Source organism: Streptomyces sp. LUP30 (assembly GCF_001746365.1).
Lineage (GTDB): Bacteria > Actinomycetota > Actinomycetes > Streptomycetales > Streptomycetaceae > Streptomyces.
Genome location: NZ_MJAJ01000007.1, coordinates 170,126 through 190,667, shown reverse-complemented (window position 1 = coordinate 190,667; position 20,542 = coordinate 170,126). Strand labels below are relative to the sequence as shown.

Sequence of the window (20,542 nt, the reverse complement as noted above, 5' to 3'; positions counted from 1 at the left end):
ATGTGGATAGGGTCGGTGGCCATGAGTCGAGCACCGTGGAGCGCGGCCCAAGGTCAAGACGATGCCTCCGGCGAGGGATCGGCCGGCACCAGGATGGAGGGGGCGCCGTCGCCGGCCGCGGACACGTAGTGGCGTGCGCGGGTGCTCCCATCCCATCCACCGTCGACCCAGGCAGAGCCGAGCAGACGCGGCCCAGGGGCGTCAAGGTCGTTCGTACAGTGGCGCGCTCCACCTTGACGAACCTGAACCACGCCCGCTCCACGGTGTGTGGGTCGACGGCGGACGGGATGGGAGCTGGACAACTGCATAGGCTCTCGGAACACCCCGAGCATGCCTACCAATCACGCCGACGCACCGGGCAACTCCAAGATCCCGGCAGAGTCAAGCTCAGCTATGGACTGTCTGTTTGACGCCGTCCTTGTCGGTGATGCTGACGGAAACGCGCCACCGCGTCCGCTTGTCGGCCTCGATCTTGACCGTACCGCCGAACTTCCGGCCATCCAGGTCTTTCGCATTCATCGAGGCACCGTAGGTGGCGCTGTCGTCACACACTTCGATCCCGGCGCGCAGCGCTGTCCCATTACTGACCTGCAGACCACCCAGGGAACCGAGACAGTCATACCGCACGGACAATGCGGCAATCCGGTCCGCAGCCACGGGCAGCTTCACCGTCCCCGGACCCAGCCGGCCCGGTGTCTTAGCGCCCTTGTCAGGATTATCCGGATCGGACACCAGCGCCGCCTTCGAGACACTCGGCGAAGGCGGTGTACTCTTCCCGCCGCTGCACCCGGAAACCACAGCGGCGGACACCACCAGCAGAACGATCCCTGCGCTGCGCGTCAGCTTTTCCCGTGCCACGTCTCGCGGCCCTCGTAGACCAGCCGCGCCGATCCCTTGCGCAGCACCTTGGTTGTGCAGTTGGGCTCGGTCTGGTTGTAGTTCCACTTCGTGTACCTGACCTTCGCCCCGGCGTGCAGGTAACCGTGCCTCATCGTGTTCGGCACCTTCCATGACCACGTGTAGGTGGAGCTGTTCGTCCACTGCCAGGCGAAGTGGTAGTCGAACTCAGCCGACGCCTTGACCATCACCACCTTGGCTTCGCCGGAGATCGCCCCGCCGACCGTCGAGGTCGTCGTTTTCCCCTTGTGGAAGGTGATGCTGATCGTCGTGCCGCTGTCGCCGCCGGAACGGGGTTCCATGTCCCTGTAATAGTTGTAGCTGCCCGAGAAGTCGTAGCCCTTGTCGGGCGGGCATATCATAGGATGGGCCGTCCCGGCACTGGCGGGGACTGCACCTACAGCGGCAAGTGCGGCGACGGCGCAGCCGACTGCGACGATCTTGGGTATGGAACGCACGTGTTTCCCCCGTGCTTCGCTTGATGAAAGCGGCCCCATCGACCGCCAGGAACTGAACCCTAGGGCGTAACTCTCCTTCCAGTCACGGCAGTTGAGTGAAACCTGAGGTTCAGGTCACCCTAAGGTCTTGCAGATCATTAATACGTTTTTGCTTCGGCCTTGTCCCCTTTGAAGTGGAGTAAGACACGCAGGGGGCGAGACGTACCGTCGTCGTACGGCGGCCGCGGCTGTTGAGGGTGACTTGGTCGGCCTTGCTCCGACGCTCAGGCTGCTCGACTTGTCGCCGAGCCGGATACGGACGCCGGGTGCGATCTTGACCGACTTGTTGATGCGCAGTCCCATCCATCCTTCAAGGCACTGGAATAGCGGGCTAGCCCGGCTATCGACGGCTCATGCGTCTCTGGTTGAGACCACCGGGGATCAGCGCTGATCCGGGGCCGTTCGACAGTGGTCAGCGACGACCACCAGCCATACGATCCCATCGTCCCTGAGCAGCGAAAACCCAGGACACTAAGGTCCCCGGTAAGACCGAGGGCCAGGAGTCATCTCAGGTTGCGTCCCGTGGCGGATCCGGGAGGTTGTGCCATGGGTGACCACAACTCCTAGCGCAGTACAGCGTCCGTCGGCGGGTGTCGGCGACGCCGAAGAGGGCGACGAGCAGGCAGAAGGACTTTGTAAGTTCGTAGGCCGGAAGTTGGTCCATTCCGAAGCGCCACTTAGCGAGCATCACGGCCGGCGTGTGAGTGGGGCGGATGCCGGAGCGCACGATGCTCTCTGGCACGTCGCCCTCGCGGGCGCGGGCCTGCCCGCAGAACAACACCAGGGCGCGCAGAACCTTGCGTTGGTCGTCCTCTGAGAGGCCCTCGAACCACTCGACACCGTCGGTCAGCGCTCTGAGCCCCTGTGCAAGTTCGTTCAGGACCACCTCGTGTGCGTACAACGCAATCTTCCCCCCGGTTCAGACCGACGGTACGCGGCATGGCCATCCGTGGGCAGCACGGTTTCTCGTACGCTGATGGCATAGCCATCTGGCGCAAGCAGCGGGCCCTCGTTGAACCCGCGCAGCGCCTCGCAGGTGGTCCGCGTCCCGAGTGAGTGTCTAACTGCGTGACAACGCAGGCAATCAGCGGCGGACGAGTGTGGAGGCCAGCGGACCATGGCAGCAGATGAGAGCTACGTCAGCCCAAGGCAGCACCCCCACCCAAGTTGCTTCGGGACGAAGAGGTCACTCGTCACCCTCCGGGTTTCGCCGGCCGGCGAAAACTCTTCGTTGTCTTACAGCCCTGGACGCCGCATCCTCGGCGTATGCCGATTTCTCCCGACGCCCGCGGCCTCTGCCAGTCCGTCTTCGAGTCGGGCCAGGTCGAGCTGGCCGTGATGGCTCTGGAGACCTACGCCGGGCCAGATGAGGCGTGGGTCCACCAGGCCGCCATCAGGCTGAGCGGAGGGCAGCTTCACCGTCTGGCCCACTGGTTGAACTCGGCCGAACGAGAGCTGGGCACCTTCCGCTGGTACGCCAGCGAGCCCGCAGATATGTCACCCGAATCGCACCGATTCGCAGTCGAGTTCATCAACGGGCTGATCGACAAGGATGTCCCTAGGCCACCAAAGCCACGGTGAGCCGCGTGCCATACGCGTGCCATACGCGTGCCAGATCGTGCGGGGAACCACTGCGAACAGTGGAGACTGGCAGCGCAGATGTCCCAGTCTTCGAAACCGCTGCGCCGCAGGTCAGCGCAGCAACTGTTGGCAAAGAACCCGAGCTTCCCAAGCTGAGAGTCCTACCAAGCGTACGGCCGCCCCGTTCGGCGTCTTCCTCCTCCTCGATGGCGTGCCGAATGCAGTCGGCCTTGCCGAGATCACCGCCATGCCTCACCACATGGAGTTGACCGCCCTGGGCTCCGCCGTCGCCGGTGAGGTGATCCGGCACGCGGACCACAACCGTCAGGTGAAGGTCCGCCTCTGTGAATGGCACGTGCAAGGCTAGGGCGACGGGACGGCCGGAGTGACGGTGGGAGCCGTGGAGCTGATGTAGAACCTGTAGCTGGTGGTCTCCGACGGGCTATAGGCACGGTCCAGGCTTCGGACCCACAGGGTCATCGGACCAGCGGAGCCGCTCGGCGGGACCAGGCTGAGCGTGGCCGAACCGCCGAGGGCGTCGGCGCGCGTGAAGTATCCCGGGTCCGAGTACGGGTCGAGGGGCTCCGGAACGCCGTGGTCTTCGATGGTCGTGCTGATGACCGGGAGTTCCTGCTGCCAGGAGTACTCGAACCCGGTGACATCGTCGACGCCATTGGCGCTCAGCGTGAACTCGGCCGGCTCGCCGCCCTGGTTCCACTTGTCCGGCGGGTAGTTCGGCGAGGAAACGCTAGGGGCGTTCGCCGGGCGGCTGTTGTCGGTCGTGACATAACAGGGGGCCGACCAGTCCGAGGCCGCGCCCCCGGCCACCGTCTGCGTCCGCCACGCGTAGATCTGCCCCTCGGCGAGCGACCCCGAGGGCAGGGTGCCGCTGGCCTCGAAGCCGGGTGTGGCGTGGTCGCGGGTGAACGTCGTGGTCTGCACAGGGTCGGTGACCGGCCAGACCTGATACCGCACGCTGACCTGGGAGTTGTCGCTGGTGTCGGTGGTCCCGGGAATGCCCTCGACGATAAGATCGTCTCCGCCCCAGATGTACGTGGGCCGGTCCGCGTCGGTCGCGCAGCTCCGGTAGTTGGTGAACAGCTGAGTGGGCGTGGTGGGTGTCCCGCCGGCCGCGCTCGCGGGTGAGGCCGAATCCCGCGTCCCGTAGCGTCCCACCGGGGCCTGGTAGCGGCCGGAATGGCCGTCACCGACCGATCCGGCTGGAGCTACGGATCAGAAGGTGCACGACGCAGATAGCCGCGTGCCACTTCCGTGCCAGATGCAGGGGTCAGCCGCGGTCAACAAGCCACGCGGCCTGAGGAGAATGCCCAGATGACCGTCTCCGGCACCTACGGCACGAGCGCCTACACGGCCAAGGGGTTGGCCGGCCTGCTCGCCGACCGACTCGACGTGAACTTCACCGAGCGTGAGAGCGACTACCTCGGCGTCTACTTCCTGGCCACCCTCGCCGACGCGACCCGCTTCCAGATCCAGCCAAACGCCATTCCCGGAGACGGCGGGGAAGACGATCTTTACGACGACGAGCACCCCGACGTGTCGGTACTCCTGCTCATGACCTCGCCGGCCGCCGCCGAGCATTTCAACGACGAGCTCTCGGCGGTCGGAGGGCTCACCAGGCTCCGATCAACTCGAATCTGATCAACTGCCGGTCCACAAGCCTTGGTTATTCCGCCGGTCTTGCGCGATGACCGCGTTCTCGTCGTCCTGGGCGAACCTCTCGGCCGCCACCATCCTCAACTTCTCGCGGAAGGACCGCCGCTCGTCGGTCAGCCCGCCCCTTGCGCCTACCTCATGCAGTCGGCATGCCGGATGGGTCATGAGCCGTCAGCCCCTGCCGACGCCACCCTCTGCTCGGTCAAACAGGAAGACAGACGGCTTTCGCCGGGTGAATTCCACTGAAACCCACCCGGCGAAAGCCGTCTATCCCGTTCATTTGATTTCCGTCGACGAGCGAGCGAAAATCAAGCTGGCGTCAGCACTTCGTGACGCCTGTAACGTTGTCGAAGACGCTCTTGTCGAACTTCCTGTGACTCTTGACGCCGGCAGCGACCGTGACACAGCTCGTCATGTGGTTCTCCTGGTTCTTGGTGTCGAAGAACTCCACACGGAATTTCACGCTGTGGTTGCAGTGGTTGTTGTAGTAGACGGTGACGGTATTGTTTCCGGGCCCGTACGACGTGTTGAAGCGGTTCACCCTCGGGTTGTTGTCGCAGCCCCACGAGGTGTACACGAGGTTGCTCGACAGCGGAGCAGCAGAGGCCTCATCCTGCGGCGCGGCGTAGGCAGTGCTGCCGAGCATGGGCAGAGCCAGCACCGCAAGAGCCGTGACCTTGGCACCCATACGAACAGTATTCAAAATTTCCCCCTAGGAAGTGACTACTTGCACCTGCGCTTGTGGTCGAGGTGAACTCTCGCACGTAAATTAAATCGTCGGCAATCTGCTTGAGCCAAACTTGAGGTGTTGATCTTCACGTCTGATTGTGTGCGAAAATCGCGCGATACAGCCCATCGGTCCAGCCTGGCGATGAAGGGCATCGATCCTCCCAATCGTCCCGGTTGCCCCTGGGTGTACCGACCATGGAATGCTTACGGCGCTTGGGTCGCGTTGTAGGTGATTACTGTACGTAGACAGTCCTGCACAGCTGGCGCGCGTGTGCGGGCGACCTCCCGACAGTGCCGAGGAGCGATCGAACCCCTGAAGCGGTGCTCAGCCGGCCGTTGACCATCCGTGGACTCGTGCGACGTGCTGGGGACGGAGCGGCGGCCGCGGCCCCGTTGCTCCGGAGGCCGCTTGGACCCTGGGGCGGCGAGGAGGCCGGGGGCAGAAAATGGGACGACGCCCTTCGCTACGGACGACACGTACCGATCCGACCCGTTCCATGGGTCCTGCTTGCCACGGCCGGCGTGAGCACCTGCCGGCCGATCGGCAGCAACGGATGCCCCAGGATGCCGGGATCGGCCTCGATGAGCTCAGGGCGAGTTCGGTTCGCGTCACGCTCTCTTCCGTGCAGCCCCAGGTCAGGGGTCAGCTCTTGGCCGGGATCACGGCGCCGAAGGAGGCGGCGGCGATCTGCTGGACGTAGCGGATCTCAGTGCCGTTGAGGTTGGTGGGGTTGAGGGAGTAGATGATCTTGCGGGAGAGGTCGCGGGTGGAGAACACACCGCTGGTGTAGCCGGGACGGGAGCCGGTCTTGCCCCAGACCACGACACCGTTGGATGCCGTGACCCGCATCAGCCCCATGGTCATACAGGCCCGGCCGGCGTCGGCCTCGGTACGGCACTGGCTGCTGTGGAAACTGGGGACGTCGGGGACCGTGAAGAGCTCGGCCTGCTGGGCCGACGGAAGGAAGCGGCCGCGGAAGAGCGCGGTCAGGAAACGGTCGAGGTCGGCGGGGGTGGAGATCATGCCCCCCTCCGCCCAGGGCCAGGGACTCTGCTCGGTGACGTCCACCGGATGCGTCGTGTCGTCCGGGAACTCGACCGTCAGGTAGCCGTCGGAGTGCGGACTCGGCAACCGCGGGTCGTGGGCGTCGGGGACGTAGGTGTCGTGCAGGGCGAGTGGCCGGGTGATCCGGGACCGGACCTCGTCGGCGAAGCTGTGCCCGGTGATCTTCTCGACCAGCACGCCGGCGACGTAGTAGTTCATCCCGTTGTACTGCTGCGCGGTACCCGGCGCGAACTGCATGGGCTGGCCCGCCATCAAGTCGATCACCTGCTGTGGTGTGAAGCTCTTCAGGCGGTTGGCGGCGAACCATTCGGGGCTGCCGTCACCGAAGTCGGAGTTGCCGGCGCCGCGCGGAAGGCCGCTGGTGTGGTTGAGCAACTGGCCGATCGTGACGGGCGGCAGGTCGGCGGGCAGGACGCCCGGCACGTACTGCTGGACGGGCTTGTCCAGGTCGATCCGGTGCTCGGCGGCGAGCTGGAGAACGATCGTGGCGGTGAAGACCTTGGAGATGCTGCCGATCCGGATGTGCGCATCGGGCGGCACGCCCTGACCGGTCTCCAGGTTGCCCACACCCGATGTGCCCGACCAGTGGCCCGCCCGACCGGTGATCCGTAGCAGCGCGCCGGTGACGTCCGCATTCGGCAGGCCGCCGATGGCCGTCTTGAGCGCGAACGGATCCAGCCCGGGCAACGGCGCGGGGGCGGCAGCGCGTGTCGATCCCGAAGGAGCGGCGGAAGCGGGAGCGGCCGCCCCCGCGGCCAGGGTCACCAGCAGGCTTCCGCAGGCGGCCAGAGTGGTCCAACGGGCCCTACGGGCAGAGCTGTTCATGATGACGCTCTCCAAACTCGTGGTGGTCGCACCGGTGATCGACCGGCCCGCCCACGAGTCTCTTCCGCACCGGCAGCCCAGCTCATCAGGGGGCGCCCTGAGCAGACCCTGATCAGACCCTGGTACCTGGTTCCAGGTCCCGTGGACGAGGAAACGGGAGTCGTGGCCGGGCGCGGCGTTTCCCAGGCGCACCGGCCGAGGGCGGCCGGCAAGGCGGCTGCCACACCACCTGTGACGAGCGGGCCGCGCTCCCACCACGGCGCACGACCTGCCCGACGGACTCCACCACCAGGTGTCGGGCCCGAGCGACGCCTGGTGTCCCGGTCGTCGGACTGCTCAGACGGTGAAGGCCGCGCGGAAGCGGTCGAGGGCGGACTCGGGGTCGTCGGAGGCCCATGCCTCCATCGCGACCGTGCCCTCGTAGCCGAGCTCGTTCAGGGCGCGGGCCACCGCGGGGTAGTTGATCTCTCCGGTTCCGGGTTCGCGGCGGCCGGGGACGTCGGCCACCTGGATCTCGCCGATCAGGTCCAGTGCGTGCGCCCGGCGGACCAGTTCGATCAGGTTCCCCTCGCCGATCTGGGCGTGGTACAGGTCCAGGTTCATCCGCAGCCCCGGCCGGTCCACCGACTGGACCAGGGCCAGGGTGTCGGCGGCCGTCGCGAACGGCACTCCGGGGTGGTCGACGGCCGTGTTGAGGTTCTCCAGCGTGAAGACCACGCCGGCGCTCTCGCCCAGCTCCGCGATCCGGGTGACCGTGCGGTGGGCGGCGATCCACATCGCGCCGGTGGGCTCCCCGGTCACGGGCGACAAGGGCAGACCCCGGCCGTCCAGTCCCGTGCCGTGCAGGTTCAGCCGGGGACAGCCCAGTTGATCCGCCGCCCGGACCGACTCCTCGGCGGTGCGCAGGAGTTCGGCCGCGCCCTCCTCGTCGGTCAGGCTGCCCCGGACGTACCCGGTCATGGAGGAGAACTCGGCCGGAGTGCGGGCCAGAGCGTCCAGATCGTGTCGGGTCCAGTCCCAGATCTCCACCTGGAACCCGGCGTCGTGGACCCGCCGGGCCCGCTCGTCCATCGGCAGATCCAGGAAAACCATCTCGGCACAGACGGCCAGTTCATACATCCCCAGCACCCTTCCAGAGCCTCGTCGGCGTCCACGACTGGAACGTTCTAGTCGCTAGAACGTTCCAGTCACGTCGCTCACGTGCAGCAGTACGCCAGCCCGTGTTCCACCCTGTCAAGCCTTCGACTCCGGTCCAGCTCCGGCCCAGCTCCGGTCCAGGTCCGGTCCAGGTCCCGTGCGGCTCCGGTTGCGGCTCCGGTGCTCGGCAGAGCGACCCTAGAACGTTCTATAGTCGGGTGCGACGAGTCGGTTCCCGCGTATGCGGAGGAGGGAGCGCCGGTGTCACTCACCCCCGCCGTACCGGACGGGAAGCGGCCCACACTCGCGGACGTCGCGGCACGAGCCGGTGTGTCCACGGCTCTGGTGTCCATCGTGATGCGCGACGCCAAGGGCGCCGGCGCCACCACCCGCGAGCGCGTGCTTCAGGCCGCACGGGAGATCGGCTACCGGCCCGACGCGCGGGCGCGACTGCTGCGCAGCCGGCGTTCGCGGCTGCTCGGGGTGCAGTTCGCTCTGCAGCATCCGTTCCACGCCGACCTGGTGGAGGGCGTCTACGCGGCGGCCGACGCGGCCGGATATCAGATCGCGCTGAGCGCGGTGGCCGCCGGGCGCAGCGAGCAGCGTGCCGTGGAGACGCTGCTCGCCGACCGCTGCGAGGCGCTGATCCTGCTCGGTCCGCAGGTCCCGGCCGCCCGGCTGGCGGAACTCGCCGGGCAGTTGCCGGTGGTCTCCGTGGCCCGGCGGTTGCGGCCCTCGGGCTCGGGCTCCGGGCCGGAAGTCGTGCGGACGGCCGACGACGAGGGTGCCCGGCAGGCAGTGGACCATCTCGTCGCCCTGGGCCACCGCGACGTCGTCCATGTCGACGGCGGTCGCGCGCCCGGCGCCGCCGACCGGCGCCGTGGCTACCGCACCGCCATGAACCGACACGGCCTGGGCGCGCACCTCCGCGTCCTCCCCGGCGGGCCGACGGAGGAGGCGGGCGCAGCGGCCGCCCGCGCCCTGGTGACCGCGGGTCCGCGCCCCACCGCCGTGCTCGCCTTCAACGACCGCTGCGCGAGCGGCGTACTCGACGTCTTTCTGCGCACCGGCGTCACCGTGCCCGGGGACGTCTCGGTCGTCGGGTTCGACGACAGCCGACTCGCCCGCCTGGCCCACATCGGCCTGACCACCGTCGGGCAGGACGTCTCCCGCCTCGCCCGCCTGGCCGTCGGCCGGGCCGTCGCCCGTGTGGAGAGCGGAGCCGCCCCGGCCGCGGTGGAGGACGTCGTCCCTCCCCGTCTCGTCGTCCGTGGGACGACGGCCCCGCCGCCCTGAGCGTCGGCCACCGGCCTGCTGCGGCCGCCGTGCGGCATCGGGCGTGGGGCATAGGACATGGGTCATGGCGCATGGCGCACGAGGGTCATGGCGCACGGCGCACGAGGGTCATGGCGCATGGCGCACGAGCCAGGACCGCGCCTCGACGGGCGCCGAGCCGTGCGCCATGCCGCGCACCCATGCAGTGCACCCATGCCCTACGTGCCCGTCGTGGGGTCAGCGGGCTTCCTCCGGTTCGCCCGGCGCCTGGGGAGGAACGTATCTGCCGTCGTCGAACGGCGTGAACCAGGACCTGAAGGCGGTCGAGGTGACTCCCGGTGCGGCTCTGGTGAGGGTTTCATGGACGCCGTCGGCCGAGTCGTCGTAGAGCCACTCGTGGCCGATCCCCCCGTACGCCTCGTAGACCTCGTACACGTTGTCCGTGAACGCGTCGAGCGCGGCCGAGACCTCTTCGTCGAGGAGCCCGTGCAGCTCCAGGGTCGTGGTCGCCTGGTTCAGGAGGAACCTCAGGGCGATCTCCTCGGCGACGCAGCTCAGGCGGCCGAAGCTGCCGTCGGTGAAGCGGGTGGTCAGGGCGATCACCGTCACGAGGAAGCGGCGCGCGAAGCGGGCGTCGTACTGGAGGGCGTAGCGGTCGGGGAGGCGTTCCAGGTGCCACAGGGGGCCCTCGCACTCCGCGACGCTCGCGTCCTCCTGGGCCAGGACCTGGACGTCCTCGAACAGCTCCTCCACCAGGATGTCGGTCGCGTATACCAGGGCGCCGGCGGCGAGTCTGGCGCTCTCGGCCCTCACCCCCGCCGTCTCGGCCCCGGCGGCCCCATCGGCCCCGGCGGCCCCTTCGGCCCCGGCGGCCACTGCGGCCACAGCGGGCTCTGCGACCCCGACGGCTCCGGCGGGTGCGGCGGGCTCGGCGGGTGCGTCGTCGGCGCGGGCACCGAACATCGTCAGGGGGAAGGAGCGCAGTTCGTCGGCCATGGCGAGGATCCGGGTTCGTACGTCCGTCGCGCTCTCACCGTCGTCCCGGCCGGTGTCGTGACCGTCCTCGGCGTCCTCGGAGGGTGGGGCCGCCGTGTGGCGGGCCTTGCGGGCGGCCGGGTCGTCGGGCGGGGCGTCCGGGCCTTCGGCCGCGTCGAGGCTGGCTCGGGCCCGGTCCTGGTGCAGCTCGACCTCGCACCGTTCGATCGTCCAGTCGGCCAGCAGCTCGGTGCGTTCCAGCAGCTCGTCCACGAGCACCTGCACCGAGTCCTCCGCGAACTCCAGCGCCGGTGCGTCCACGACGACCTTCAGAAGGGCGCCGCCGGGGTGGACGGACACGATGGTGTCGAGGAGGTCCACCTTCACGCCGTCGGGCCCCTCGACGGCCCGGACGGAGTCGAAGCCGTCCTCGATGAGCGCCACGGCGCCGGCACGCTGAAGCGGATCCATCTCCGGAGTGCCCTCCGGGATGCAGGTGTCCACGGTCACTACGTACGTCACGTGTCCGAGCCTGTCAGGAGAGGGCCTCCCCGCGCGAGGGAGTGGCTCGGTCGGCGAAGTGAAATCCGGGCTGCGCGGTCCGGCCGGCCGGACCGCACGCCACAAGTGTGCCGGATGCAGAAAATCAGTCGAAGTAAACAAGGCGTCAAACAGTCCGGGCGTCTGCCGCTCCCCCTGCACCAAAACACCAGGTCAGTGGCGCGCGGTCGCGGATTCTCCGCGGTACGGCGGCGGGCGTCGATCGGCTGCGTGCCGAAGAGCGCACGCGGACGGCTGCCTCGAACCGACTACCTCAGGCCATACTGGAGTCAATGACAAAGCCAGCTGCACAGAAGCGCTACTTGCCTACCAGCCCCTTCAAGGCTCCGGTCGCCCCACCGCCCAAGCACTTCGCCGTGGGCGACCAGGTCACGCACGACATGTACGGCCTCGGCCGCGTGATCGGCATCGAAGACGGCATCGCGGCGCTCGTGGATTTCGGGTCGGCGCAACTGCGGATCTTGAGTCCGTACGCCAAAATGAGCAAGCTGTAGTACCGCTGTGCCCGGTCACGGCACACCAGGCCCCTTAGCGGGCCTGTATCGAAGGGGAGACCTCTCATAGACCTGACCTCGCTGTTCTCCGCCCCGGAGGGGGCCCTCTCGCACTCGGCCGCGGCATCGCCGCCTCCGGTGACGAACCCGTTCCAGGCCCCGGACTTCGGGGACGACGAGACTTTCCCGGCCTCCTTCGCTGCCGAGGACGGGGACGCGTCCGGCTCGCACGCGAGCACGGCCCGCCGCAGGGCGAGCTAGCCCGGACAGCTACGTTCACGGCCGTTCAGGCGGGATGCCGAGCAGACCCGCCTCCTGGGCCGTCCGGCCATGAACGCAGTACGACTCCGGCGCGATGCTTGTGGACCCGGGGATCGCGGCCGGCACTCACGCTCCAGGCGCCCTCGCACGCTCCAGGCGTCCTTTCACGCTTCAGGCGCCCTCTCGCGCACCGAGCGTCTTCTTGTGCTCGGGCGTCCTCTCAGGCCCTGGGCGCTCCTGCGTGCCGCGGCTCGATGGCCGTGTTGCGGCTTCCTGCCGCCATGCCCTGACCCGAATGCCCGATCCGGCCCGTTCGGCTCCCCGCCGTCCCGGATCGCGCCTCCCTGCCTGCTGGCGAGCGGGCCGACGATCGAACCCGCCCCGGAGAGTGATCCCGATCACAACGGCAGGGCAGGTGAGAAGTCGACTCCCGCCGGACCAGCCGCCTTGTTAGCCTTGGCCATAGCCCGGTCGCTGGTGCATCCCCCGTCGCCAGCGACCGGGTCTTTCGCTGCCCGCGGCACCGCGGTCCTCAGGGCGACATCGCACCCACGACCTCCAGAGCGCCCCCGAGGGCGCTCCCGACGGGCCCAGGGGCTCTCCCGGGGGCCCAGGGGCCCGCACCGGGGGCGCGGCGGATCCGTTCCGGCTTCCCCTAGTGGAGGCGGATGGCCTGCGACGGGCATCGTTCGGCCATGTCCCGCACCTGGGGGTCCCCGCCCGTCTCCTCGCGTCCCGGTATGACGGCCCCGAGTCCGTCCACCGCGGTGAAGACGGAGGGCACGCGGTGCACGCACTCTCCGGAGCCGTAACACACCTCAGGGTCCACGGAGACTCTCATACGACGTGCCTGCCCGCCGGACCGGTCACTCAATCGGCCTTCCCGCCAGGGCCATCCAGTGCGCGACCCGGCGCAGCGTGGTCTCGTCGACGCTGTCGACCAGGGTCCGCACGGCCCTCTCGTCGTCCGGGGCGAGGTCGTAGAGACCCGCCTTGCCCAGGCCTGCCCTGAGCACCTGGTACCGGCGGTCCTCCAGGCGCTCCACATGCCTCGCGTGGCCGGGACGTGCGGAGTCCTCGGCCTTCGGCGGGACGGCGGACTCCGGCGCGAGCGCGTCGACGGCCTTGGCCTCGCCGAGGTCGAAGCGCTGCCACTCACCGCCGTCGGGGCCCCACAGGGCTACCGTCACGTCGTCGCCCCGGGCCCGCTTGACCTGCGTCATCTCGCCGATCGCGTACAACACGGGCGTGCGGTCGGGGGATTCGGCTGCGCACCGCCAGGACGCCGAGAGCGGGTCGTAGAACATCGCCGCCCAACGGGGGGTCCCCTGCGGCTGCGGGCTGTGCGGGGGTCGGGTCGAACGGTCCGGGTCGGCCGCCATGGCGCTCACCCCTTCTGCGTCGGCACGTGTTCCGGTGCGGCAGACAATAACTGACGCATCGTCAGGTAACCAGTCGTCGTGACCGCCGTCGCGACAGTCGCCGCGACAGTCGCCGTGGGGTCGCCGTGGCGCCCCACCCGGCCGACAGACCGACAGACCGACAGACCGACAGGCCAACGGGCCCAGGGGTCAACGGGGGTGACGGTCCCAGGGGGCAACGGGGCAACGAGGTATCGAGGTGACGGCGTATCGGGGTGATGGGCCAACGGATCGATGGACCAACGGGGTTCAGACGCCGCCGACGCTCTCGCGGGTGAGCGTCGCTTCCCGGTGGTCGTTGCATCGCGGGAGGGGGGCGTCGTCGGCGCCGGGATGCCTCTGGTGGGCCTGCAGGGCGGCGCTGACCAGCGTCATGAGCAGGTCGATGTCCGTCTCGCACTCCAGATGGACGGTGACCCACGACGAGCCGGGCAGCAGCCGGATGGCCGTGGAGTGTCTCAGGTCCTTCTCGAACCGGCGGATCGCCTTGGCGGTGAGATGCAGGTCGACGCTTCGGTCGGAGTGGAAGTGCACGATCTCGACAAGGCCCGAGCGCAACGCCCGGCCGGTGCCGCAACTGGGCCGGCCCTCCGCGAGGTCCGGCCAGATCGCCAGTCGTGTCATGGCACGCGAGGCCGCCGTCATGGCCCCATCATGAGGCGCTCACCGCCCGGCCACCAGAGGTTGAGGAAGGCTTAACCAGGCTGATCGAGGGAGGCGGTCGCTGTCCGGCACCGATCGTGATCCACCCGGAACCCTCAGTTGTTCCACGACTCGTCGTACGGATCCCCGGGGGTGGGCGCCGGCTTGGCCTGTGTGACCTTCAGGAAGGGGATCGGCCCGTCGTTGACCGGGTCGCGGGCCGTGCGCGGGGTGTAGACGCCGGTGACGGTCAGCCAGGCGTCCGGCTGGAGCACCGGGGGGATGCGACCGGTCAGGCCGATCTTGACCGGCTGGGCGTCGGCGGCACAGCAGTTGAGCGCCATGCGGACCAGGTAGGGGGTGCCGTCGCGGCCCAGGGCCACGAAGCCGGTCACCCGGACCTCCCGGCCCGCGAGGGTGCGGCCGTGGTCGTAGACGGCCCGGCCCGCGTAGTCGACGACGCCGAGCGGGAGAGGGTCCGTGGCGGGGAGGGACGGATAGGCGAGGGGCTCCTGCAGAGCCGTGCCGGTGCGGGTCGCGCTGTACGAGCCCAGCGCGGGCGGGGCGACCAGGATCAATGCCAGGAGGGGCAGGATCAGCAGCCAGGCGACCCGGGGTTCGGGATGGGAGTGGGCTGCCGGTGCGGCGCCTTGGCCGTCATGGCCGTCATGGCCGTCATGGCCGTCTTGGTCGTCATGGCCGCCTTGGTCGTCGGCCGGGGCCCGGGTCTCGGTGGCGGCCTGGGCGTCGGTCTGCGCGTGGGTCCGGGGCGCGGCCTGGTCGTGGGCGGCGGGGGTCCGGAGGTGTGCGTGGCCGTGGGGCCGGGGGGCGGCTTTCGGGTGGTGCCGCTTCGTTCTGCGCCGCTCGTACCACCAGGTCGCCAGCGCCGTCACGATGAGGACCGCGCCGGCCGCCAGCAGCAGCGGCCGCAGGCCGGCCTTGACGTAGCGCAGGTACAGGTCGGTGGCGCCGGCGTGCAGCAGCGCCGCGCCGAGGAGGAAGAGGACGGCCGACTGGGACTGTCGGTTCACAGCAGCACCCACCCCGTGAGCAGCGCCGACGCGATGGCCAGCGCGAAGGTCGCCGGGGCGAAGCGCAGCGCGAAGCCCCGGCCGAACGTGCCCGCCTGCATCGCGAACAGCTTGAGGTCGATCATCGGGCCGACCACCAGGAAGGCGAGCCGGGCCGTGAGGGAGAACTGGGTCAGGGACGCGGCGACGAACGCGTCCGCCTCCGAGCAGATGGAGAGGATCACCGCGAGGACGGCCAGCGTCAGGACGGCCACCGCCGGGTTGTCCGCCGCCGTGCGCAGCCAGCTCGCCGGGGCGACGGCCTTCAGCGTCGCCGCCGCCATCGCGCCCACGACCAGGAAGCCGCCCGCGTGCATCACGTCGTGCCGGACGGAGTCCCAGAACGCCGCCCCCTTCGTCTCGCCCTCGTGCGGCGCGTGGGCCGGCAGCCGCAGCCAGTCCGTGCGGCCCAGCCGCTGCCACAGCCAGCCCATCGCGCACGCCGCGAGCAGACTGGCGGCGAACCGGGCCAGCACCATCTCCGGGTTGCGGGGGAAGGCCACGGCCGTCGCCGTCAGCACGATCGGGTTGATCGCCGGGGCGGAGAGAAGGAAGGCGAGGGCCGCGGCGGGGGTGACGCCCCGGCGGACCAGCGCGCCGGCCACGGGGACCGACGCGCACTCGCAGCCGGGCAGCACCGCGCCCGCGAGCCCGGCGACCGGCACCGCGAGCGCGGGGCGCGAGGGCAGCGCGCGGGCGAAGAACGAGGGCGGTACGTAGACGGCGATGGCCGCCGACAGCAGCACCCCGAGCACCAGGAACGGCAGTGCCTGCACCACCACCGCCACGAACACCGTCATCCAGCTCTGCATCACCGGCGCGGACAGCGCGCGGCGGACCGGGCTCTGCAGCAGCACCATCAGGAGCAGCAGCATGGTCAGCACGAGCGGGGAACTGAGCCGTGCGGGCCGGTCGGACGAGGCGACCGCCCCCTCCCCCGCCCGGCCGCCCTGCACGCCTTCCGGGGCCTGCGGCACCTGCGGGGCCCGTCCCTGCGCTTCCTGCACGCCCTGCGGGGCCTGTGGGGTCCGCGGGGCCTGCACGCCGTGTGGGACCTCTGGGTCCTGCACGTCCGGGCGGTCCTGCGCCTCCTGCCGGGCCGGTCGGTCCTGCTGGTTCTGTTCGTCCGGCCCGTCGTGAAGGGCCCTGCGGTCCCGGTCGGCGTCCTGCCGGGCCGGGTGCGTGCCCCCCTCGTGCGGGGCCGCTTTGGCGATGGCCACGGGTCGGGCACCTCCGGCTTCCGGGTTCTCCCTGTTGCCTGTTTCTCGCATTCCCTCCCCTTTCATACGAGAGTTCCGCCCCGGGTGTTCACGTCCTTCGTGGAACCTCCCGTCCCGGTGAGGCAGTCTTCTCCCTCGTGGGGAGCGTTCCGAATCAGGGTCAGCCGCCGGGCGCCGCCGGCGCGCACATGGTGGTGTGCGGCGACGACGGCTTGGCGCACCGGCTCGCCGCCGAACTGCGGGGCGTGTACGAGGAACAGGTCACGCTCGTCGTGCCGCCCGCCGAGCGCATGGTCCGGCCGCCGGTCGTCGGGCGGGCTCGGGCGGTGTCGGCGGCGCTGCTCGACCGGGTGGTGAGCGCGGCCGTCAACCGGGCGGCGGGCAACGGCGCGCCGTCCACCGCCACGGGTGAACCCGTGAGCGGTCAGCGCACGTTGGAGGCAGTGGAGGCCACCGAGGCCGTGCTGGCCGAGGCGGGCGTGGAACGGGCCGCCGCGCTGGCGCTCGTGTACGACGACGACGAGACCAACATCCGCGCGGCCCTCACCGCCCGTCGGCTCAACCCCCGGCTGCGGCTGGTGCTGCGGCTCTACAACCGGCGGTTGGGCCAGCACATCGAGGAACTGCTCGACCAGGCGGCCGCGTTGGCCACCGGCGACGGCCCGGACTCCCCGAACTCCCGCGGCGACGCCTCGACGACCGTCCTGTCCGACGCCGACACCGCCGCACCCGCGCTCGCCGCGACCGCCGTCGTCGGCACCAGCAAGGTCGTCCAGACGGACGGGCTGCTGCTGCGCGCCGTCGAGCGGCCGCCGTCCGGGGCCGGGGAGGCCGACGAGCCCGGCCGTCCCACCCTCGCGCTGCTGTCCGCGAACGGCAGTGATCCGGCGTTCGCGGACGGTTCCGAGACCAGCGGCGAGCAGGGCCCGCTGCTGCTGCCGGACGCGGCGACGGTGCGGGAGGCGGCCGCGTCCGGCAGGCGCGGTTCGGTCGTCCTGGAGCAGGTCGCGTACTCGGCCGGTCCGGCCCTGCCCGCGGGGCGGGGCGTCGGGGTCATGGCGCCGTTCGCCTCGCTTTTCTCGCGGCGGCTGCGATGGTCGCTGGCCGGACTGGTCGGGTGCGTGTTCGCGCTGGCGGTGGCGCTGTGGCTGGCGACCGGGATCCATCCGCTGGGCGCGCTGTACCTGACGCTGCTGGACCTGTTCGCCATCAACGACCCGGCGGTCGGGGCCACCACCCAGCGGCAGGTCCTGCAACTCCTTTCCGGACTGGTCGGGTTGCTGCTGCTGCCGGTGCTGCTGGCGGCGGTGCTGGAGGCGCTCGGGACGTTCCGCGGGGCGGGGACGCTGCGTCGGCCGCCCCGGGGGCTCGGCGGCCACGTCGTGCTCCTCGGGCTGGGGAAGATCGGCACGCGGGTGCTGATCCGGCTGCGCGAGCTGAACATCCCGGTGGTGTGCGTCGAGGCGGGGCCCGAGGCGCGCGGGCTCGCGGTGGCGCGGCGGCTGCGGGCGCCGGTGGTGCTGGGGGACGTCACCCAGGAGGGGGTGCTGGAGGCCGCGAAGATCCACCGTGCGCACGCGCTGCTCGCGGTGACCAGCTCCGACACGACGAACCTGGAGGCCGCGCTGTACGCGCGGTCGCTGCGGCCCGATCTGCGGGTGGTGCTGCGGCTGTACGACGACGACTTCGCGACCGCCGTGTACCGCACCCTGCGGGCGGCGCATCCGCAGGCGCTGACCCGTAGCCGGAGCGTCTCGCACCTGTCGGCGCCGTCGTTCGCCGGGGCGATGATGGGCCGGCAGATCCTGGGCGCGATCCCGGTGGAGCGGCGGGTGCTGCTGTTCGCCGCGCTGGAGGTCGCGGGGTACGCGCAGTTGGAGGGGAAGACGGTCGAGGAGGCGTTCCGGGCCGGTTACTGGCGGGTGCTGGCGCTGGACACCGGGCGGGAGCGGCAGGGTGGGCCGGGGCTGGTGTGGGATCTGCCGGACGAGTACGTCCTGCGGGGCTCGGACCGGGTGGTGCTGGCGGCCACCCGCCGGGGGCTGGCCGAGTTGCTGCGGCGCAGGCGGTAGTGGGTCGGGGTGCCCCCGGTCCCCCGGTCCCCCGGCCTCCGGCCACCCTCTGGCCGGCTCCCTGGCGGGTGGGGTGGGTGGGGCGGTGGATGGTGTTCGCCCCCCGGCCGATGGGGTTTTCCGCCCCCGCCTCCCCTACCCGTCCCGTCCCGTCCCGTCCCGTCCTCGGGGGCTGCGCCCCCGAGGCCCCGCTCCCCGCCCCCGCCCCCCGCTCCCTGCTCCCCGCCCCCCGCTCCTCGAAAGCCGGAGGGGTTGAATGACCGGGCAGGGGCTGAAGGGAGCGGAGAGGAGAGGGTCAGGACAGCAGGTGACGTTGGGCGAACTCCAGTTCCAGGCGGACCTGCTTGATGCGTTCGTCCACCACCAGTGAGCCGTGGCCCGCGTCGTAGCGGTACACCTCGTGCACCGCTCCTCTCGCCTCCAGGCGCTTGACGTAGTTGTCGATCTGGCGGATCGGGCAGCGGGGGTCGTTCACGCCGGCCGAGATGTGGACGGGGGCTCGCACCTTGTCGACGTACGTCAGCGGGGACGAGGCCTCGAAGCGCTCGGGGACCTCCTCCGGGGTGCCGCCGAGCAGGGTGCGGTCCATCGCCTTCAGGGCCTCCATCTCGTCGTGGTAGGCCGTGACGTAGTCGGCGACGGGGACGGCGGCGATGCCCACGGCCCAGGCGTCGGGCTGGACGCCGAGGCCGAGGAGGGTGAGGTAGCCGCCCCAGGAGCCGCCGGTGAGGATCAGCCGGGCGGGGTCGGCGAGACCGGAGCTCACCGCCCACTCCCGCACGGCCTCGATGTCCTCCAGCTCGATCAGGCCCACCCGGTGCTTCAGCGCGTCCGTCCAGGCGCGCCCGTAGCCCGTGGAGCCGCGGTAGTTGACGCGGACCACCGCGTAGCCGTGGTCCACCCAGGCCGCCGGTGCGGCCGCGAAGGCGTCGCTGTCGTGCCAGGTGGGGCCGCCGTGGATGTCGAAGACGGTGGGCAGCGGGCCGGTGGCGTCCGCGGGCTTCTGCACCAGCGCGTGGATGCGGCCGCCGGGGCCCTCCACCCACACGTCCTGCACCGGCACCGAGCCCGGGGACTTCAGGCCGGGCGGATCGAGGACCACCTCGCCGGTCGTGGAGCGGACCGCGGGCGGCAGGGCCGAGGAGGACCACAGGTACTCGACGCTTCCGTCGGGGCGGGCCGTCGCCCCGGAGACGGTGCCCGGCGGGGTCGGGATCCGCTCCAGTGCGGCGCTCGCCAGGTCGTAGCGGAACATCTCGCTGCGGGCCTCGAAGCCGTGCACGATGAGCAGGCCCGAGCCGTCCGGGTACCACTCGGCGCTGACGTCGCCGGGCAGGTTCAGGTCCAGGTCCGTCTCGGAGCCCGTCGTCACGTCCCAGACCAGGGGCTCCCAGCGGCCGCGGCGCTGGTGGCCGATGAGCAGGCGGGGGTCGCCGTCGACCGGGGCGAAGCCCAGCACCTCCAGGCCCAGCTCGACGGTGCCGCCGCGGGTGTCGTCCAGTTCGGCGACCTTCGTGCCGTCCGGGCGCAGGACGCGCAGCGCGGAGTGCATCGCGTCGCCGTGCTCGGTGTGCTCGATGGCGATCAGGCTGCCGTCGTGGGAGAGGTCGCCGACGCCCGCGGACTCCCGGTGGCGGTAGAGCTCGAAGGGCGGCTCGCCGGTCCTGGCCACGTGGATCGTCGTGCCGTCCTCGTCGGTGGAGCGGCCGACCACCGCCGTGCGGCCGTCGCGGCCGAGGGCGAGGCCCGCCGGGTAGGAGGCGTCCAGGCCGGGCGTGGCCAGCTCGTCCTCGCCGCCGGCGAAGGACTGGCGGCGCCAGACTCCGAACTCGTCCCCGTCCTTGTCGTCGAACCACCAGATCCAGACGCCGTCGGGGGAGAGCACGCCGGTCGTCGTGCCGTTGGCCCGGTTGGTGACCTGCCGCTGTTCGCCGGTGGCACGGTCCCAGGCGTACAGCTCGTACGTCCCGGTCGCGTTCGACACGAAGAGGGAGTGGTCGGGGGCGTCCTGCGCCCAGTCGGGCAGTGACACCCGGGGCGCCCGGAAGCGCTTCTCCCAGTCAGGCATGTCCTCGTACCGTTCGGGTGCGGCGGACCCGTTGCTCTCAGTCATGGCCCCATACTGCCCGCCCGCGCCCGCAAAGA

General features: G+C 70.4%; 20 protein-coding genes. 6 read left to right on the top strand and 14 right to left on the bottom strand.

What is annotated here, in order from left to right:
- Positions 1–387: 387 nt before the first annotated feature.
- The 3 genes from BG482_RS43395 to BG482_RS09055 form a co-directional block, all read right to left on the bottom strand.
- Complete coding sequence (locus tag BG482_RS43395) at positions 388–858, bottom strand: hypothetical protein (protein ID WP_141746560.1); 471 nt, start codon at positions 856–858, stop codon at positions 388–390.
- Positions 840–1,199, bottom strand: coding sequence for a hypothetical protein (locus BG482_RS09060; protein WP_141746559.1), 360 nt, complete (start codon positions 1,197–1,199; stop codon positions 840–842). Before BG482_RS09060 ends, BG482_RS43395 begins: the two co-directional genes overlap by 19 nt.
- Positions 1,200–1,902: 703 nt before the next feature.
- Positions 1,903–2,280: a DUF5958 family protein gene (locus BG482_RS09055; protein WP_256096311.1), complete on the bottom strand. Its 378-nt coding sequence runs from the start codon at positions 2,278–2,280 to the stop codon at positions 1,903–1,905.
- A gap of 380 nt (positions 2,281–2,660) precedes the next feature.
- Here BG482_RS09055 and BG482_RS09050 point away from each other — a divergent pair, with 380 nt between their 5' ends.
- Complete coding sequence (locus BG482_RS09050; protein ID WP_069768383.1) at positions 2,661–2,975, top strand: hypothetical protein; 315 nt, start codon at positions 2,661–2,663, stop codon at positions 2,973–2,975.
- A gap of 211 nt (positions 2,976–3,186) precedes the next feature.
- Positions 3,187–3,342, top strand: coding sequence for a hypothetical protein (locus tag BG482_RS43850; protein WP_176741332.1), 156 nt, complete (start codon positions 3,187–3,189; stop codon positions 3,340–3,342).
- On the opposite strand, the gene BG482_RS09045 is transcribed toward BG482_RS43850, so the two are convergent.
- A complete protein-coding gene (locus BG482_RS09045; protein WP_069768382.1) occupies positions 3,339–4,151 on the bottom strand; it encodes a hypothetical protein in 813 nt (270 codons plus the stop codon). The two genes, BG482_RS43850 and BG482_RS09045, sit on opposite strands and share 4 nt — an antisense overlap.
- Before the next feature lie 156 nt (positions 4,152–4,307).
- Here BG482_RS09045 and BG482_RS09040 point away from each other — a divergent pair, with 156 nt between their 5' ends.
- Entirely contained in the window at positions 4,308–4,634 is a 327-nt protein-coding gene (locus BG482_RS09040; protein ID WP_069768381.1) for a hypothetical protein, read from the top strand.
- 334 nt (positions 4,635–4,968) lie between these two features.
- Here the strand turns inward: BG482_RS09040 and BG482_RS09030 are convergent, their stop codons facing one another.
- The 3 genes from BG482_RS09030 to BG482_RS09020 all read right to left on the bottom strand — a co-directional run bounded on the left by BG482_RS09030 (position 4,969) and on the right by BG482_RS09020 (position 8,388).
- Positions 4,969–5,337 carry a hypothetical protein gene (locus BG482_RS09030; protein WP_069768379.1) on the bottom strand — a complete coding sequence of 123 codons (369 nt, stop codon included), beginning with the start codon at positions 5,335–5,337 and terminating at the stop codon, positions 4,969–4,971.
- A gap of 684 nt (positions 5,338–6,021) precedes the next feature.
- On the bottom strand, positions 6,022–7,269 hold the full coding sequence (locus tag BG482_RS09025) for a serine hydrolase (protein WP_069768491.1): 1,248 nt from the start codon (positions 7,267–7,269) through the stop codon (positions 6,022–6,024).
- Between the two features lie 336 nt (positions 7,270–7,605).
- Complete coding sequence (locus BG482_RS09020; protein ID WP_069768378.1) at positions 7,606–8,388, bottom strand: TIM barrel protein; 783 nt, start codon at positions 8,386–8,388, stop codon at positions 7,606–7,608.
- A 279-nt stretch (positions 8,389–8,667) separates the two neighbouring features.
- Between BG482_RS09020 and BG482_RS09015 the strand changes: the two genes are divergently transcribed.
- Complete coding sequence (locus tag BG482_RS09015) at positions 8,668–9,702, top strand: LacI family DNA-binding transcriptional regulator (protein WP_069768377.1); 1,035 nt, start codon at positions 8,668–8,670, stop codon at positions 9,700–9,702.
- 216 nt (positions 9,703–9,918) lie between these two features.
- Here BG482_RS09015 and BG482_RS42440 read toward each other — a convergent pair whose 3' ends face one another.
- Complete coding sequence (locus tag BG482_RS42440; protein WP_069768376.1) at positions 9,919–11,178, bottom strand: hypothetical protein; 1,260 nt, start codon at positions 11,176–11,178, stop codon at positions 9,919–9,921.
- A 311-nt stretch (positions 11,179–11,489) separates the two neighbouring features.
- On the opposite strand from BG482_RS42440, the gene BG482_RS09005 reads away from it, so the two are divergent.
- Positions 11,490–11,711: a hypothetical protein gene (locus BG482_RS09005; protein WP_069768375.1), complete on the top strand. Its 222-nt coding sequence runs from the start codon at positions 11,490–11,492 to the stop codon at positions 11,709–11,711.
- Between the two features lie 916 nt (positions 11,712–12,627).
- Here the strand turns inward: BG482_RS09005 and BG482_RS09000 are convergent.
- From BG482_RS09000 to BG482_RS08980, 5 genes are all read right to left on the bottom strand, one after another.
- Complete coding sequence (locus BG482_RS09000; protein WP_069768374.1) at positions 12,628–12,813, bottom strand: ferredoxin; 186 nt, start codon at positions 12,811–12,813, stop codon at positions 12,628–12,630.
- A 25-nt stretch (positions 12,814–12,838) separates the two neighbouring features.
- Complete coding sequence (locus tag BG482_RS08995) at positions 12,839–13,354, bottom strand: hypothetical protein (protein ID WP_069768373.1); 516 nt, start codon at positions 13,352–13,354, stop codon at positions 12,839–12,841.
- A gap of 288 nt (positions 13,355–13,642) precedes the next feature.
- On the bottom strand, positions 13,643–14,038 hold the full coding sequence (locus tag BG482_RS08990; protein ID WP_069768372.1) for a luciferase family protein: 396 nt from the start codon (positions 14,036–14,038) through the stop codon (positions 13,643–13,645).
- Between the two features lie 113 nt (positions 14,039–14,151).
- On the bottom strand, positions 14,152–15,066 hold the full coding sequence (locus BG482_RS08985) for a TIGR03943 family protein (RefSeq protein WP_069768371.1): 915 nt from the start codon (positions 15,064–15,066) through the stop codon (positions 14,152–14,154).
- On the bottom strand, positions 15,063–16,061 hold the full coding sequence (locus BG482_RS08980) for a permease (RefSeq protein ID WP_069768490.1): 999 nt from the start codon (positions 16,059–16,061) through the stop codon (positions 15,063–15,065). The genes BG482_RS08985 and BG482_RS08980 overlap by 4 nt, the downstream gene beginning before the upstream one ends.
- Before the next feature lie 452 nt (positions 16,062–16,513).
- On the opposite strand from BG482_RS08980, the gene BG482_RS08975 reads away from it, so the two are divergent.
- Entirely contained in the window at positions 16,514–18,397 is a 1,884-nt protein-coding gene (locus tag BG482_RS08975) for an NAD(P)-binding protein (protein WP_069768370.1), read from the top strand.
- Positions 18,398–18,692: 295 nt separating this feature from the next.
- Here BG482_RS08975 and BG482_RS08970 read toward each other — a convergent pair whose 3' ends face one another.
- Positions 18,693–20,510: a prolyl oligopeptidase family serine peptidase gene (locus BG482_RS08970; RefSeq protein ID WP_069768369.1), complete on the bottom strand. Its 1,818-nt coding sequence runs from the start codon at positions 20,508–20,510 to the stop codon at positions 18,693–18,695.
- Between the last annotated feature and the right edge of the window lie 32 nt (positions 20,511–20,542).

Bases quoted from the DNA above. Each gene is read 5' to 3' on its own strand.
- BG482_RS08990 (WP_069768372.1), bottom strand. From the start codon at position 14,038: ATGACGGCGGCCTCGCGTGCCATGACACGACTGGCGATCTGGCCGGAC.
- BG482_RS09040 (WP_069768381.1), top strand. From the start codon at position 4,308: ATGACCGTCTCCGGCACCTACGGCACGAGCGCCTACACGGCCAAGGGG.
- BG482_RS09020 (WP_069768378.1), bottom strand. From the start codon at position 8,388: ATGTATGAACTGGCCGTCTGTGCCGAGATGGTTTTCCTGGATCTGCCG.
- BG482_RS09030 (WP_069768379.1), bottom strand. From the start codon at position 5,337: ATGGGTGCCAAGGTCACGGCTCTTGCGGTGCTGGCTCTGCCCATGCTC.
- BG482_RS09050 (WP_069768383.1), top strand. From the start codon at position 2,661: ATGCCGATTTCTCCCGACGCCCGCGGCCTCTGCCAGTCCGTCTTCGAG.
- BG482_RS08975 (WP_069768370.1), top strand. From the start codon at position 16,514: ATGGTGGTGTGCGGCGACGACGGCTTGGCGCACCGGCTCGCCGCCGAA.
- BG482_RS09000 (WP_069768374.1), bottom strand. From the start codon at position 12,813: ATGAGAGTCTCCGTGGACCCTGAGGTGTGTTACGGCTCCGGAGAGTGC.
- BG482_RS09060 (WP_141746559.1), bottom strand. From the start codon at position 1,199: ATGGAACCCCGTTCCGGCGGCGACAGCGGCACGACGATCAGCATCACC.
- BG482_RS08995 (WP_069768373.1), bottom strand. From the start codon at position 13,354: ATGGCGGCCGACCCGGACCGTTCGACCCGACCCCCGCACAGCCCGCAG.
- BG482_RS09025 (WP_069768491.1), bottom strand. From the start codon at position 7,269: ATGAACAGCTCTGCCCGTAGGGCCCGTTGGACCACTCTGGCCGCCTGC.
- BG482_RS09005 (WP_069768375.1), top strand. From the start codon at position 11,490: ATGACAAAGCCAGCTGCACAGAAGCGCTACTTGCCTACCAGCCCCTTC.
- BG482_RS08970 (WP_069768369.1), bottom strand. From the start codon at position 20,510: ATGACTGAGAGCAACGGGTCCGCCGCACCCGAACGGTACGAGGACATG.